Annotated in this window: 14 protein-coding genes; 8 read left to right on the forward strand and 6 right to left on the reverse strand. The window is 43.8% G+C overall.

What is annotated here, in order from left to right; translation table 11 throughout:
* Nucleotides 1-61 precede the first annotated feature (61 nt).
* Together KI742_RS00500 and KI742_RS00505 are read right to left on the reverse strand one after the other, a co-directional pair.
* A complete protein-coding gene (locus tag KI742_RS00500) occupies nt 62-613 on the reverse strand; it encodes an outer membrane beta-barrel protein (RefSeq protein WP_005374044.1) in 552 nt (183 codons plus the stop codon).
* Between the two features lie 12 nt (nt 614-625).
* On the reverse strand, nt 626-1,552 hold the full coding sequence (locus KI742_RS00505) for a VirK/YbjX family protein (protein ID WP_213866867.1): 927 nt from the start codon (nt 1,550-1,552) through the stop codon (nt 626-628).
* A gap of 413 nt (nt 1,553-1,965) precedes the next feature.
* Here KI742_RS00505 and KI742_RS00510 point away from each other — a divergent pair, with 413 nt between their 5' ends.
* From KI742_RS00510 to KI742_RS00530, 5 genes are all read left to right on the forward strand, one after another.
* Complete coding sequence (locus tag KI742_RS00510; protein ID WP_017819758.1) at nt 1,966-2,325, forward strand: DUF3316 domain-containing protein; 360 nt, start codon at nt 1,966-1,968, stop codon at nt 2,323-2,325.
* 219 nt (nt 2,326-2,544) lie between these two features.
* On the forward strand, nt 2,545-3,945 hold the full coding sequence (locus KI742_RS00515; protein WP_239932335.1) for an FAD-dependent oxidoreductase: 1,401 nt from the start codon (nt 2,545-2,547) through the stop codon (nt 3,943-3,945).
* Between the two features lie 113 nt (nt 3,946-4,058).
* On the forward strand, nt 4,059-5,183 hold the full coding sequence (locus tag KI742_RS00520) for a M14-type cytosolic carboxypeptidase (protein ID WP_239932334.1): 1,125 nt from the start codon (nt 4,059-4,061) through the stop codon (nt 5,181-5,183).
* A gap of 454 nt (nt 5,184-5,637) precedes the next feature.
* A complete protein-coding gene (locus KI742_RS00525; RefSeq protein WP_285384980.1) occupies nt 5,638-6,618 on the forward strand; it encodes an outer membrane beta-barrel protein in 981 nt (326 codons plus the stop codon).
* A gap of 200 nt (nt 6,619-6,818) precedes the next feature.
* A complete protein-coding gene (locus tag KI742_RS00530) occupies nt 6,819-7,688 on the forward strand; it encodes a LysR substrate-binding domain-containing protein (RefSeq protein WP_064369425.1) in 870 nt (289 codons plus the stop codon).
* 68 nt (nt 7,689-7,756) lie between these two features.
* Here the strand turns inward: KI742_RS00530 and KI742_RS00535 are convergent, their stop codons facing one another.
* Entirely contained in the window at nt 7,757-8,632 is an 876-nt protein-coding gene (locus KI742_RS00535) for a LysR family transcriptional regulator (protein ID WP_213987142.1), read from the reverse strand.
* Nucleotides 8,633-8,880: 248 nt separating this feature from the next.
* On the opposite strand from KI742_RS00535, the gene KI742_RS00540 reads away from it, so the two are divergent.
* Entirely contained in the window at nt 8,881-9,117 is a 237-nt protein-coding gene (locus KI742_RS00540; protein ID WP_005374030.1) for a hypothetical protein, read from the forward strand.
* A 121-nt stretch (nt 9,118-9,238) separates the two neighbouring features.
* On the opposite strand, the gene KI742_RS00545 is transcribed toward KI742_RS00540, so the two are convergent.
* Entirely contained in the window at nt 9,239-10,609 is a 1,371-nt protein-coding gene (locus KI742_RS00545) for an L-serine ammonia-lyase (RefSeq protein ID WP_017819764.1), read from the reverse strand.
* A gap of 131 nt (nt 10,610-10,740) precedes the next feature.
* On the opposite strand from KI742_RS00545, the gene KI742_RS00550 reads away from it, so the two are divergent.
* Nucleotides 10,741-11,583 carry a YdcF family protein gene (locus KI742_RS00550; RefSeq protein WP_171342658.1) on the forward strand — a complete coding sequence of 281 codons (843 nt, stop codon included), beginning with the start codon at nt 10,741-10,743 and terminating at the stop codon, nt 11,581-11,583.
* On the opposite strand, the gene KI742_RS00555 is transcribed toward KI742_RS00550, so the two are convergent.
* On the reverse strand, nt 11,573-12,229 hold the full coding sequence (locus tag KI742_RS00555; protein WP_005374025.1) for a hypothetical protein: 657 nt from the start codon (nt 12,227-12,229) through the stop codon (nt 11,573-11,575). The genes KI742_RS00550 and KI742_RS00555 overlap by 11 nt on opposite strands.
* A 249-nt stretch (nt 12,230-12,478) precedes the next feature.
* Nucleotides 12,479-12,745 carry a DUF333 domain-containing protein gene (locus tag KI742_RS00560; RefSeq protein ID WP_005374023.1) on the reverse strand — a complete coding sequence of 89 codons (267 nt, stop codon included), beginning with the start codon at nt 12,743-12,745 and terminating at the stop codon, nt 12,479-12,481.
* A 277-nt stretch (nt 12,746-13,022) separates the two neighbouring features.
* On the opposite strand from KI742_RS00560, the gene KI742_RS00565 reads away from it, so the two are divergent.
* Nucleotides 13,023-13,541 (forward strand): NUDIX hydrolase, encoded by a 519-nt coding sequence (locus KI742_RS00565; RefSeq protein ID WP_005374021.1) that lies wholly within the window; start codon nt 13,023-13,025, stop codon nt 13,539-13,541.
* Nucleotides 13,542-13,775 lie beyond the last annotated feature (234 nt).

Genomic DNA, 13,775 nt, shown 5'->3' on the forward strand with positions numbered 1-13,775 from the left:
TCACGAAAAAAGGCAGCGAATGAGCCTCTCGCTGCCTTTTGTATTAACTTGTAAGCCTTGTTTAAAAACGCAGTTGCGCACCAAACATCACGCCGCTAGAGTCAAAATCGCTGTTTTTTGAGTACACATATTCTGCATTCAAACCAAAGTGTTTATAGCTCCAGCCGATACCGCCAGCCGCTTCACCTCCGACACTTGAGTGTTCGATGTTCTTGCTCTGACCGTTCACTTTATAAGTGTATTCGAGAGTGTAGAGAGTGACACCTGCCTTGCCGTACAGTTCGAAACCTGAACCCAGGGGATAGCTAGCATAGCCACTCAAGCGAGGTCCGGAGAAGCTCGTATCGGTGACTTCTGAAATCGGGCTCACGAGTATCGAGCCGATACCATCAAACGCGCCTTTATAACCTGCTTCGATACCAAAGTTATGTGTTGGCATGTAGCGGTAATATATTTCCCCTAAGAACATGTCGCCTGATTCTTTGCTTGTCGGAGCATCGTAGTTCACATCGCCATAGCCAATGTTTGTACCTATGATGTGCTCACTGGTTTCTGCATTGGCTGACAAAGAAAAAGCCGACAACACTAAAGCAGTAATGAATGAATAACGCATGAACGCTTCTCCTTAGCTTTTAGCTTGCTCGCCTTTTAATATTTGTTCGAAAGTGATCTTGGTGTTGTCTAGCCATTCATAACGGCGACGATACATCGAACGCTTAGAGCGCGACATGCCTTCGATATCTCGACGGGGTGCATTTACATCAATTGAGTAAAAATGACGATTGTATTCGGTGCCGCCTAATTCTTGCCAGAGTGCATCGTAATCTGTTTTGATTCGCCCTTTGCTGTAGCGCTTAGCTGCGTAAGTATGGGACTGCGTTTTCACTGCTAGAATCGTGTTCACTTCCCAAATTTGTGCGAGCAAAGTGAGCAAGCTCACCATCAAGCTTTTTGGTCTCTGTCCGTAAAGCTTACGAGTTAGCTTTTTAATTTTCGCGTTGTTTTCTTCACTGCTTCGCGGTCCTTGTAAGCCGCCAATCATAATGCTGCGTCCAGATTCGATGTGACCGAGCGTAAAAGAGAGCGTGTAGAAGTTGCCATCTTCAGCGCTGTGCAGCACTAGACTCATATCGCCTTCTTTTTGATAACGTGCTTCGTATACTAATCTCACCGAGTACAGTATTTCGTCAATTTCAAAAGAGGCTAATGTTAGGCCTTTCGAGTCTGTGTAGATTTCTTCGATTGTTTGTTTAGAAAACAGTTCTGAAATCGTTTTGTAGTGATCAACCACCAAGTTAGAACGATCGAACGCTGAGTTGTTTTTGATGATATACGGACGAAACGGCTTCTCTAAAAATCGATGCGTACGTGTACAAAGCAACTCTAACAATGACGATTCAATATTGTCTGAAAGGTGCTTAAACGCACGTTTGTAATAAAGCGCACGAAAGATGAACTTAGCTCTGTAGGTCCAAATTGGCTTGTAGACATCAGCATAATCATCTGAGTAAATGGTTTTGCTATGGTAAAAAATGGATTTGTTCGCGGTCATTTTCACTCCAGATTAACTTGTGCTCAATAGCGACAATTAAGAACCGACGGACGAGCAGCGAAGAACCCGAAAAAGGAGGAATGCAAAGCACGACTGAAAAGAGGTGGTTTTTGCTGTGTCCGACGTTTGTGTAAGATTTTGAACACTGTTCTTTTGCTGGAATTCTAAGAGAAAATTGACCTTAGGTATTGTATGGTTTGGTAAGGAAGTGTCAGGTTGAAACCCATTGTTCAAAAGAAAGAAAATGCGAATGTCGGCTGAATATGACGTTGAGTTGCTAAGTTAATGTGAAATAAGTTGAACGAAAATTGAACATTGTTTGAAATTGTTTTGACGTGTTTTAGGTCTTTATACGTACCTTATAAGTATCGAGCCAATTTTGGCCCGATGTAAAGGTAAGTAAGGAGAGGTTTATGAAACGCTTAACAACTTTAGCAAGTACGATTGCTCTGATTGCTGCACCTTCTATGGCTCTTGCTGGTGGTTATCAGTGGACAAACGATACCGAAACTATCCATGGCGACGTAATGGATAGCAAACAAGCGGCTTATGAAATGGGCCGAGACATGATCCAAAGCTACCAAAATAAATCATCTGGACAACTCCGTGATGAGTTTACGAGCCTTACAACGTATGTTGATCGCCAATCGTTTTCTATCACTGACTCAAAAGTCATGGTAAATGAGTTCTTGCAAAGTGACGGGCAAGTTGTTTACCAGCCTATTCTCAATGTTCAATACGAGTACCGCATGCGTGATACCGGTAAATACTAACCAGTAAGACGGACTTGAATTGTTTACCACTAATATTTTTTGCTGTTTGTTTTGGGGAGCCACGAGCTCCCCATTTTGTTTTTGTCGAAAGCGAAAATTTTCACACTCTCAGTGCAACATTTTCTATCGCTCAGCGTTAGATTTTCTTGCTCGTTGATTGTCATCATCGTTTGTAAAGTGTTTGCGGAAATGGATGTAACGCACTAACGAGGATACCCGATGACACATCATTCATATTGGTTCAAGCAGGCAATTGAAGCTGAGCAACCAGAAACGCCACAACCGTTACAGCAGAACATTAATACTGACGTTGCGATTGTTGGTGGCGGATACACCGGACTTTGGACCGCGATTATGATTAAGCAGCAATCTCCGGAAAAAAAGGTAGTCGTGATTGAAAAAGGCTTGTGTGGCAGTGGTGCATCGGGCGCAAATGGCGGTTGTATGTTGACTTGGTCTACCAAGTTCCCGACATTGAAACGGTTATTCGGTGAAGAACATGCTGCTTGGTTAGTAAAAGAGTCGGAACAAGCAGTGCTAGAGATTGACGACTTTTGTCAGCAGCACAACATCGATGCGCAATTATCGTTAAAAGGGGTTTATTACACTGCAACCAATCCGGCTCAAACTGGGGGAATGCAGCCAGTTGTGGACGAGTTAAAGCGATTAGAAGTGAACAGTTGGCGTCGTTGCTCGGTGGAGGAACTGCGTGCCAATGCGGGATCGCCGCGCAATATAGAAGGCTTTCACTCTCCAGTTGCAGCCAGCGTTCAACCTGCTTTATTGGCGAGAGGATTAAGACGCGTCGCAATGGAGTTGGGTGTTGAAATCTATGAGAATACGCCGATGACGCGTTTAGATTATGGAAAACCTGCCACTGTCTGTACACCTAAAGGAAATGTTCAAGCGCAGCAGGTGGTGTTGGCATTGAACGCATGGATGGTGGAGCAGTTTAAACAGTTTAAAAACAGTATCGTGGTGGTCTCTTCCGACATGGTGATCACCAAGCCGCTTGGTGACGCACTACCTCAATCTGGTTGGCAGGTAGGTTCTAGTGTGTTGGATTCTCGTATTTTTGTGCACTATTACCGAGATACGCCAGATGGCCGTTTGATGTTGGGGAAAGGCGGCAATCAGTTTTCTTTCAATAACCAAGTTGACGTAATGTTTAACAAGCCAACACGCTACCAAGGTCTACTGCGTAAGTCGTTCGATAAGTTGTTTCCTCGTTTGAGAGGCGAGGAGTTTGCTTATTCATGGACGGGGGGCTCTGATCGTTCTGCTACTGGTTTCCCTTTTTTCGGCGAGCTAGATAAACAGAGCAATATCTTTTACGGATTTGGTTATTCAGGCAATGGTGTAGCGCAGACTCGCATGGGCGGAAAGATCCTATCTTCATTGATATTGGGAATCGATAACGAGTGGACGAACAGTGGTTTAGCCAAAGGACCGTTGGGGTGTTTCCCACCAGAACCGCTTCGCTGGACCGGGGCTATGATAGTGCGCAACGCGGTACGTCGAAAAGAGGAAGCAGAAGATAACGAGAAAACGCCGTTTATCTGGGATAAGTGGCTAGCAAAACTTGCAGGACCAGCAGGCAAAGCGGATAAGCTTGACTAAACTGAAGACTTTAGCCACAAACGAGACAGTTTGCAGTGAAAGTCATTGGGGCGCGATGAAGCCTTGTGTTAGCCTCTGTCTTTCAAGCTCAGATTTAAAAGGTGAGTCATAAAATGAAAGTATTCAGCAACTTCGATAGCGGCAGCATTCACGTAGTGAAAGCGGACGACAAAAACGACATCCAACTCAAAATTCCTAACGACAATATGTCGGAATTCTACCAGTGGTTCCACTTCCGTCTTGAGACAGAAGCTGAGCAATCGCACATCATCAAATTGCTTGATTTGGCTAAATCGGCTTATCCAGAAGGATGGCAAGGTTACGATGTGGTTGCGTCTTACGATCGTGAAGAATGGTTCCGAGTACCGGCAGAGTTCGATGGCGACACGCTGACTTTCACTGTAATCCCTGAGCGCAGTTCAATTTACTTCGCGTACTTTGCGCCATACACGTACGATCGTCATTTAGACTTGTTACACATGGCACAAAGCACGCACCATTGCCAACTTGAAACACTAGGCCACACATTAGACGGCAACGACATGAGCTTGCTTACTTTCGGTGAGCCAGAAGAAGGTAAAAAGAAAATCTGGATGATTGCACGTCAGCACCCAGGTGAGACAATGGCGGAATGGTTCATGGAAGGTATGATCCAACGTCTGTTAGATGAAAACGACACGGTTGCGCGTGCATTGCTTGAAAAAGCGGTGCTTTACGTCGTACCAAACATGAACCCAGACGGTGGTATTCGCGGTCACTTGCGTACCAACGCAGTAGGCGTAAACCTAAATCGTGAATGGCAAACGCCATCAATGGAAAAGAGCCCAGAAGTCTACCTTGTGCGTCAGCGCATGCTGGAAACGGGTGTTGACATGTTTTTAGATATTCATGGCGATGAAGCGATTCCGTATAACTTCGTCGCTGGCTCAGAAGGTATTCCTTCTTACGATGAAAATCTTGCCGCTTTAGAGACATCATTTAAGCAAGCGTTACTGACTATTACGCCAGAGTTCCAAGATGAGATTGGTTACGATAAAGATGAGCCTGGTAAAGCGAATTTGACGGTCGGTTCAAATTGGGTTGCAGAGCAGTTCAAATGCTTGTCTTACACAATCGAAATGCCATTTAAAGATAACAACAATCACCCAGATCCACTTTACGGTTGGTCTCCTGAGCGTAGTGTTTTGTTTGGGCAAGATGTATTAGCTGCAACGTTAACCGTAGCGGATAAAATTTAGCTCGACGAGTTAACGCTTTTTCATTATTTCGAAAACAGCTCATTTAAATGAGCTGTTTTTTTGTGCTCTCCAGATCCACGCTCCCCTGTAAAAATTTGTTGCCATTCACAAGCTTAAATGATGATTCTTAAATTTGAGAAAGTGGCTTTTTATGGTGATTTGCGTCACAGAAAGTTGGCTTCTTTGTGATATTCTCCGCAACGAATTGACTATGGCTAAACCAACGCAACGAACTTTATTTTTCGGTTGGGTATGCGGATGAAGCTCATGAATAGATGGTCTTGAGGTTACCTTTTTCCGTTTTACGTCATTGGCGTTTGAATATCATTTTTGATTCTTTCCTACGCTATTTAGCTATTTCTATTCGAAGAAAAGAGAAAGTTACGGCTTCATATTTTACGGCAGTATGCTGCCGCGATGTGTTGCTTTGTGTACAAGAAAAAGGAAAAGAATAATGAAAAAAATCGCTATAGCAGTGGCTACTGTACTTGCTGGTGGTGTGATCTCAAACGTTGCACTTGCTGACACTTACATGGGCGGTAAAGTAGGTTACAACTCTCTAAACGATGCGTGTTACCTGAACGAACCTTGTGACGACGACAGTTTTGCAGCATCTATGCACTTAGGCTACAGTTTCAACAAGTACGTTGCGGCAGAGTATGGTGTTGATTACCTTGGTGACTTCACTGCAAACTTCAAAAAGCCTGGCCTAAACACCGTTGATGGTGATCTTTGGGCATTGACGCTTGCTCCTAAATTTAACCTACCACTAACGGATTCTTGGAATCTATTCGCGAAAGTTGGTGCTGCATACATGATGGCTGGTGACGAGAAAGATTTCGTACCAACTGGCTCTCTGGGTGCTGAATACCAAATCAACTACAACTGGAGCCTACGTGCTGAATACCAACGCTACCAAGATATGTCTGATGATGTAATTGAAGACATGGATTCAGATTTCTTCGGTATCGGTTTCAACTACAAGTTTGGTTCTGAGCCAGTCGTTCAAGAAAAAGCCGTTGAAGAGGTGGTAGAAGCACGTCCTGCAACACGCATTGTAGATCACGTTTACCCTGCTCAAACAACAGCGACAGTACAATTCGACTTAGAAAGTGCAGAAGTGAAAGACACGTCGAACCTTTCTGGTACCGTTGATTTGATGAATACTTACCCACAAGCTCAAGTTGAGATCACGGGTTACAGCGATACGACAGGTTCTGCTGCTTACAACAAACAACTCACAGAAAAACGTGCGAAAGCCGTTGCTGACGAGTTCCAAGCAAAAGGTATTGCGGCTGAGCGTATGACAGTGAAAGGCAGGGGTGAAGCTAACCCAGTGGCAAGCAACGAGACACGTCAAGGTCGTCAAATGAACCGTCGTGTTGAAGTGGTTGTTCCTGCGTTTGAATACCAAACAACTGAAAAAGCAGAATAATTCCTGCTTAAGATAAAGTTCCAAAAGCCAGCGTGTATCACGCTGGCTTTTTTGATCCCGCTTAACAAACTAAGTAGTTGTGTAGAAACATAGTTATATCGGGACGCTTTGACATATGCTCAACATACGTAAACTCAGCACCTTCATCAATTTGTCATCACCAGTTCATAGCATGACAGCTAAATGTCTGGGAGAATGATATGCAAAGTTTACCGCCGCTCAATTTGCTCCGAGCTTTTGAAGCCACGGCGCGACTACAGAGTTTTACAAAAGCCGCAGAGGAGCTAAATGTGACTCGTGCGGCCGTAAGCCAACAGGTGAAATCGCTAGAGTCACAGCTCAATGCGACGTTATTCGAGCGCAAGGGCACGCACCTTACGCTGACCTGCTCAGCACAAGAATACTGGCCTGTGGTTAATCATGTGCTTCAAACATTGTCGACCACGACGCAGCATTTATTTACTCGTCCCAAGAATACGCAAGTTAACTTACATGTCGCTCACAGCTTTTGCTCTCAGTGGTTAATGCCAAGGTTGGCTGATTTTCAGCGACAATTCCCAGACATTTCCTTTAAAATCTCGACCACTGCTAATACGGTTCCAAACGCCAGTGCGATTGCGGATATCGAAATTATTAACGGAGATGGAGATTGGCAAGAGCAAGAAGCCATACGATTAACCCAAGAAAACTGGATTGTTGTCGCAAGCCCCGGCTTTATGCATTTAAACCCGATAAATGACCTCTCGCAGTTAGCTAAAGCGCCTAAAATCTGTACTAGCGGTTATCATGAATCTTGGCAAGAGTGGCTTTCACACCAAGGTTACCAAGGGAAGGTGAGCAAAGTCGTCGCCGAGTTTGAACACTCATTGCTTGCTATTCATGCTGCGATTAATCAACTTGGCGTGTTGCTGGTAAGAGACTTTCTTGTTGAGGATGAGCTGCAACAGGGCGTATTAGTCCAGGCTGGAAATTGGCATATGCCAAGTTCTGGTGCACATTATATGATGGTTCGAGCATCCGAAAAATCACACGTAAACACCTTTGCTCAATGGTTAATACAGAGTCTTTAATGTTCGTTCAGCGAGTGAGTAGAGCGCATGTGTGGTTTAGCTATTATTAGCAGTAGCAAGTCATCAGTCTAGGACTGAGCGACATGCTTAATGACATCTAATAACCACTGATTTACCGGAGCTTGCTGTTGAGAGCGACGACAGCTCATCACGTAGCGAACATCAAGCTCTAGCCCAGCAGGAAGCGCGATACTCCGGCAACCCTTAGGAACATGTCCACTCATCGTTATGCCAAAATGATTCGTTTGCAGAAGCACTTTTTGAATCATCGCTGGATGCTCAATTTCCACTTTAGGTGTGGTTCTAAAACCCATATGTTTGAGCCTTTCCAACACTGGGTATCGGTAGTCATTCCATCCCGGCGTTTTAAAAAGTATAAAAGGGTATTCTTCTAGTTCTTGGGAGTTTTGAGCGGGATGATCTTGTCGAACAAAAAATACCGCTTTTCCTCGCCCTAGTTCGGTCTGAACAATTGACTGTGGCAGCTCTTCATCAAAGTAATGAATCGCAATGGCGTTTTCACCGTCAATTAATCGTTTTTTTGCTTCGCTACCCCAGCGCAAACATGAGAATTTTGCGTTTGGGGCGTGCTTTAGTAACTCCAAGTAAAACTTGTCACCAAAGTACTCCCAAAACAATGTGTTGGCATAAATAGTGATTGAACCGTCAAAATGAGCTGGTGAAAAATGCTGTGGTTTGATGGAATCAATACTGTTGATTATTTGCTCAAAATGCGCAATGTTCGCTTCCACAAAAGCTGTTGGTTCAAAGCCATTTTTGGTCTGAACGAATAGCGGATCATTGAGCTGAGTTTTCATCTTAGTCAGATTTTTGCTGATTGCTCCTGACGTTTTACCGAGTGATTCTGCGACTAACCGGACGTTACGTAGCTCATACATCCGTTTTAATACCAAAATGTTTTGAATATCCAGATTAACGCTCATACATTCTCTCGCTTGGCTTTTGTCGACAAATCATATCGCTGAATTTCTTAAGAAAAGACAACGCTCGGTCAATTTAAGTTGCTGCCTTATCCCTGATTTATTGAAGGTAACGATAAGTTATTCTTGGTTACATCAGTTTATTAGCATGGATTTCCATTTGGTAAATAATGGCTTTCCTCGTATGAGCGCGTTTCTGTTGTTACAGTTTTTCCACCGACAGAAAGTAAGAACGATAATAGAGGTGATGTATGAAAAAACTAATCGCACTTGTTTTGATGGTTTGCTCAACAAACGTAGCATTTGCTGGCGATGGGTCATACACGGGCACGATTGATATGACGATGGCAACGAAAAATCAGGTTGACGTAGAGCGTGCAGATTCTCAATTGACGCTGAAGGGTCGCAATGAAATGGCCTATGGCGGTGTAACAATCCATTCGGATGCTGCAACTCAAAAAATTGAACTTCGTGGTCGACGTGATTAATCGAATGGTTTCTTGTTAAGAAAATGCCGCGAAGAACGCGGCATTTCTATATGTAATATCATCAGATCATAATTACCAGATAAGCGTATGGTGAGAAGCTAAGCGCAATGACCACCTGCCATTATTCGCATGGCGGTGCCATATGAATGACAGCTAAGCCCCCCAAAGAGGTTTCACGGTATTTTTTATTCATATCTTTACCAGTCTGATACATGGTTTCGATAACTTTATCTAACGAAATTAAACATTTACTTGTGCGCTTTAATGCCATACGCGATGCATTAATCGCTTTCATTGCTCCCATGGCATTTCTTTCAATACAAGGTACTTGAACCAAGCCGCCAATCGGGTCACAAGTCATACCCAATGAATGCTCCATCGCAATTTCCGCAGCAATACAAATCTGCTCGTTACTGCCCCCTCTTAGCGCTGTTAAGCCAGCGGCAGCCATGGATGAAGAAACCCCAACTTCTCCCTGACACCCCACTTCTGCACCAGAAATTGACGCGTTAGTTTTATATAAGATGCCGATAGCGCCGGCGACTGCGAGAAAGTCTTTTAGCTGTTTAACATCGAGCTCTTTGATGAAGCGATGGTAGTACATCAATACCGCCGGAATCACCCCTGCTGCACCATTCGTTGGAGAAGTGACGACTTGCCCTCCTGCTGCATTTTCTTCACTAACCGCAAAGGCGAAGAGATTGATCCAATCCATGATCTCCATCGGATCGTTTTCAACTGCAGCGTTGGCTTCGAGCTTTTTCAAAAGGTTTGGTGCTCGACGAGTGACATTTAGACCACCTTCCAAAATCCCTTCCGTATCGAAGCCACGTTGCATGCAGAGCGACATCACTTTCCAAATTTGCTCTGCTCTTTGGTTAATTTCTTCGTCTGAGCGAAATGCGAGTTCGTTTTGGAGGATCATGCCTCCCAAGCTGAAACCGTTCGTCTCGGCTTTTTCCAGCATCTCATCTGCGGATGTAAACGGAAATGGTACTGCGACCTCATCTTGTTGCGTGCCGTTCTCTAGTTCGTCGGCGGTGGCGATGAATCCGCCCCCAATGGAGTAATAAATTTCAAACGCTACTTGATCTCCAGCAGCGTCTAATGCCGTAATCGTCATGCCATTTTCATGCAAGGGAAGGTTGTCGCTATGAAAGACGATGTCATGGTCGTAGCTAAACTCAATTTGGTGTGTACCGGCGAGCATGAGCGTATTATTGTCTATGGTATTTTGTAGCGCACTTTTGGCACTGCTCATTTTGATGGTATCAGGTTTATTTCCCATCAAACCAAGGACCGTGGCTCGGTCTGTATGGTGCCCTCGACCTGTCAGTGACAATGAGCCATAAAGGTCCACTTGCACCCGATGCACTTTCGCCATAGAGTCGCTAACTAGCTGAGTGAAATGGAATCCGGCAAGCATAGGACCATTAGTATGGGAGCTGGATGGCCCGACACCAATTTTAAATATATCGAAAATCGACAGCATAATTGACTTCCTTTAGCAGTGAACCTTTATAAAGGTCTCTAGAACAGTGTTGTTAACTAGATGTTAAAGCTTGTGGGTCGGGAGTGAAAGAAGATTTTTGTAACACTGCCAACTAAGCGCGAGATTTTAAAATGAAGTTAGACAACATCGTCATCGTTTTAGGTAAACGTCTCGTCAATAACAGGTTGACCTCTGAGGGCATAACAAGAGTCGAAGCTTTGTCTTGTAGGACTGCATCACTACCGACAGAGCGAACGGCGATTATTTTTTGTGGCGGAGTAACGCAAGGACAAAGTGTTTCTGAAGCAGAGGCGATGTACGCGTATTTTAGAACCCTAAACGCAGACTCTGTGAATCCGTTCCCTGAACGTCATATACTCTTAGAAACGGAGTCGTTGAACACGTTTCAAAACATGCGTTATGTTTCCCAAGTTTTGTGCAAAAGTGGGTTGTTCGAGTTATGGTCGGGGCATCCGGTTGAGGTTATCTTGCTATCTAATGACTACCACCTCGAACGAATCATTGATATCCAGAATTTGATGGATGAGCAAGGCTTATTACGAGTACTTAAATCCGATTGCGAATCCATGGGGGTGACTCTCAATATTCCACTGGATATCAGCAAACATATTAGCGTGCCATACCCACATAAGGGGCTTATGGCGGAGACATTCTTGCTACTCGATGAACTCACAACCTACCGAGTTTATTTAGAAGGGGTCAAGCATGGCGTATTTTTCCGAGATTTATCAATTGTCCGAAAAAAGCCACTTATGATCGCAAGAGATGCTATTCACAAATTGCTCTCTTTCCCGCTTGATAAAGAGGCTTTGCAAGATATTGAAGAAATGAAAAAGGCCGTCGAAATGACGGCCTTGGATGAATCTGTAGGTGCTGCGGAAAAGGCATTAAGTATCTTCCATCCGATACTGACTGCATTGAACCGTCGCTTTGATCCTGAGTCTATTCATTAAGCTCGCGTTTTGTACGGACGGCGCTTAATGCGATCAAACAGTAGCAAAGCAGTTCTATACCTTCTTCTGAGATATTTTTAACATCACGGATGTAATTTTCATCCATCACTTGTTGCCAAAAACTGCCCATACCATACAAACGAGAGAAGACTAATAATAGCATTACAGCACCAACTAATAGCTTCATATGTGGCACCGTTAAAATGGTCGCCATTTCGTTCATGGTACCTTTACCACCTTGGTAAGCTTTGGCGCAAGCCAGTGCGGTGACAGCAAGTGCTGGGAAAACCCAAGAGCCATGATGAATCATGTCTGTCCAATAGTCCGTTTCGCGAATAATCAGTACTGCAAAAAATCCTGCAATCAAAATAGCCGCATGCTTTAGCTGAGGCTGTTGTTTCGATAAGCTGAAAAACGACCATGATGCAATAGCAAGCATCACAAGCTGGAGCGTTTCTGTAACGGAAAGCTCGCCAAGGCTTGATCCCAACACGACATAATCAAGACGAAGACTAAGGTTAACGAGAATACTTATAGCGACAATCATCAAGGCGTTTAAACTCGATTTATAAATAATGCGCTTTGATTTTTCAGTAACAACGTTGCTTGGGGCTGACTCGGCTTCTTTTACTATTTGTGTTTTCATCTTGCTCACCTGTCCCAGAAAATGTGGAAGAAATGTGAATTAGTGTGATCTGTGTTTGGAATTTTATTGTCCAAGTGGAAAGTTATGTCAGGGAAATGTCAAGAATAGAACACTGTTCGATATAGGGTCGATGTGCGGTAAAGTCAGAGATATGTAAAAACAACGTAAGAACACTTTGATAAATCAAATAAAAAAGGAGCCCAAAGGCTCCTAAGTGATAGAGGGAAGGTGACGTATCGATAAAAATAATTAGTAGTTGTCACCCTCATTTTCTTTGTGATTCTCGCGATAGTATTCCCATTGCTCGACGCGTTCATTGTCCGACAGCACACAGTAAGTGACACGTTCGCCGTTTTCCGACACGGTATCCAGCTCACCACCTTGCTGAACACAGTATACGGCTGCGGGATTTGCAACGGAGGTATACTCAGTTGATCGGGTCGCTCCCTCGTAAGTTGAACAACCAGCCAGTACCAATGTTGCAGCCATAGCCATCATTAAATTTGTCTTTTTCATTCTTTATCTCCGCATGGGGTGGGCGAGTATTGTATTGATTATAGGCAACTTTAAGAGATTATTGTCTTATCGATGTTAAAAGTAAGAGGGACGTATAAGAATTTAGATATTTTCATTTATTGCTGATTAGCACGTCACACTTCTGTTCTTGGCGTATTGTTGTGAAGGTCATATCAATCACTTCCTGACAAGCGCTCGAACGTACTTGGCCTACAACAATGATTTAAAGTGTGAAATTCGGTAATATGCGCACAAAACATTGACCGTGGTATTTTCGATGAGACATTTAAAATCGACCGTTCATCCAGACATAGAGCATTTGGATGACAAAATTGTTTTTCAGCGCAATGCAGCGCGAGCCATTGTACTTGATGGTGAAGATGTGCTGTTGCTCTATACAGAACGTTACCATGACTACACGCTACCAGGCGGTGGTATTGATGATGGTGAAGATGTCATTGCTGGATTAGTCCGTGAATTAGAGGAAGAAACGGGCGCCCAAAATATACATGGTATTAAGCCTTTCGGAATCTTTGAGGAGTTTCGTCCGTGGTACAAGGATGACGCTGACGTGATGCACATGGTGTCGTATTGTTATACATGTAAAATCGAACGTGAGCTAGGCGAAACGGCGTATGAAGATTACGAAGTTAAAAATGGAATGCGCCCGGTATGGATGAACATTCACGAAGCAATTGCACACAATGAAAAAACGATGGCAGAAAGCCCGAAAAAAGGCATGAGCATTGAGCGCGAAACGTTTTTGCTTCAGTTGATTTCTAAAGAATTACTATAAACAGCTAGCTTGCATCATTACGACTTAGCATCTGTTGGCGCTATTGTTGGCAAAGATTTTAGAGCAATAAAAAAGTCCGGACTCCCCCCCGGAACCCGGACTTATTCCAGACGCGCAAGCGAAGCGTCATCTTGATATGTTAGATTTGTTTCGAACTATGAAAACAATAGCTGTTTTACATTTAGTGTGTAAATGATTATTAGGTCTGACCATTGGTTTTCATGTTTTTTTGCA

Origin of the sequence: Vibrio sp. D417a (assembly GCF_030248595.1) — a bacterium.
GTDB lineage: Bacteria > Pseudomonadota > Gammaproteobacteria > Enterobacterales > Vibrionaceae > Vibrio > Vibrio alginolyticus.

What these genes read in the sequence shown, in the direction of transcription:
- KI742_RS00500 (WP_005374044.1), bottom strand. Translation starts at nt 613, where the DNA reads ATGCGTTATTCATTCATTACTGCTTTAGTGTTGTCGGCTTTTTCTTTG.
- KI742_RS00505 (WP_213866867.1), bottom strand. Translation starts at nt 1,552, where the DNA reads ATGACCGCGAACAAATCCATTTTTTACCATAGCAAAACCATTTACTCA.
- KI742_RS00510 (WP_017819758.1), top strand. Translation starts at nt 1,966, where the DNA reads ATGAAACGCTTAACAACTTTAGCAAGTACGATTGCTCTGATTGCTGCA.
- KI742_RS00515 (WP_239932335.1), top strand. Translation starts at nt 2,545, where the DNA reads ATGACACATCATTCATATTGGTTCAAGCAGGCAATTGAAGCTGAGCAA.
- KI742_RS00520 (WP_239932334.1), top strand. Translation starts at nt 4,059, where the DNA reads ATGAAAGTATTCAGCAACTTCGATAGCGGCAGCATTCACGTAGTGAAA.
- KI742_RS00525 (WP_285384980.1), top strand. Translation starts at nt 5,638, where the DNA reads ATGAAAAAAATCGCTATAGCAGTGGCTACTGTACTTGCTGGTGGTGTG.
- KI742_RS00530 (WP_064369425.1), top strand. Translation starts at nt 6,819, where the DNA reads ATGCAAAGTTTACCGCCGCTCAATTTGCTCCGAGCTTTTGAAGCCACG.
- KI742_RS00535 (WP_213987142.1), bottom strand. Translation starts at nt 8,632, where the DNA reads ATGAGCGTTAATCTGGATATTCAAAACATTTTGGTATTAAAACGGATG.
- KI742_RS00540 (WP_005374030.1), top strand. Translation starts at nt 8,881, where the DNA reads ATGAAAAAACTAATCGCACTTGTTTTGATGGTTTGCTCAACAAACGTA.
- KI742_RS00545 (WP_017819764.1), bottom strand. Translation starts at nt 10,609, where the DNA reads ATGCTGTCGATTTTCGATATATTTAAAATTGGTGTCGGGCCATCCAGC.
- KI742_RS00550 (WP_171342658.1), top strand. Translation starts at nt 10,741, where the DNA reads ATGAAGTTAGACAACATCGTCATCGTTTTAGGTAAACGTCTCGTCAAT.
- KI742_RS00555 (WP_005374025.1), bottom strand. Translation starts at nt 12,229, where the DNA reads ATGAAAACACAAATAGTAAAAGAAGCCGAGTCAGCCCCAAGCAACGTT.
- KI742_RS00560 (WP_005374023.1), bottom strand. Translation starts at nt 12,745, where the DNA reads ATGAAAAAGACAAATTTAATGATGGCTATGGCTGCAACATTGGTACTG.
- KI742_RS00565 (WP_005374021.1), top strand. Translation starts at nt 13,023, where the DNA reads ATGAGACATTTAAAATCGACCGTTCATCCAGACATAGAGCATTTGGAT.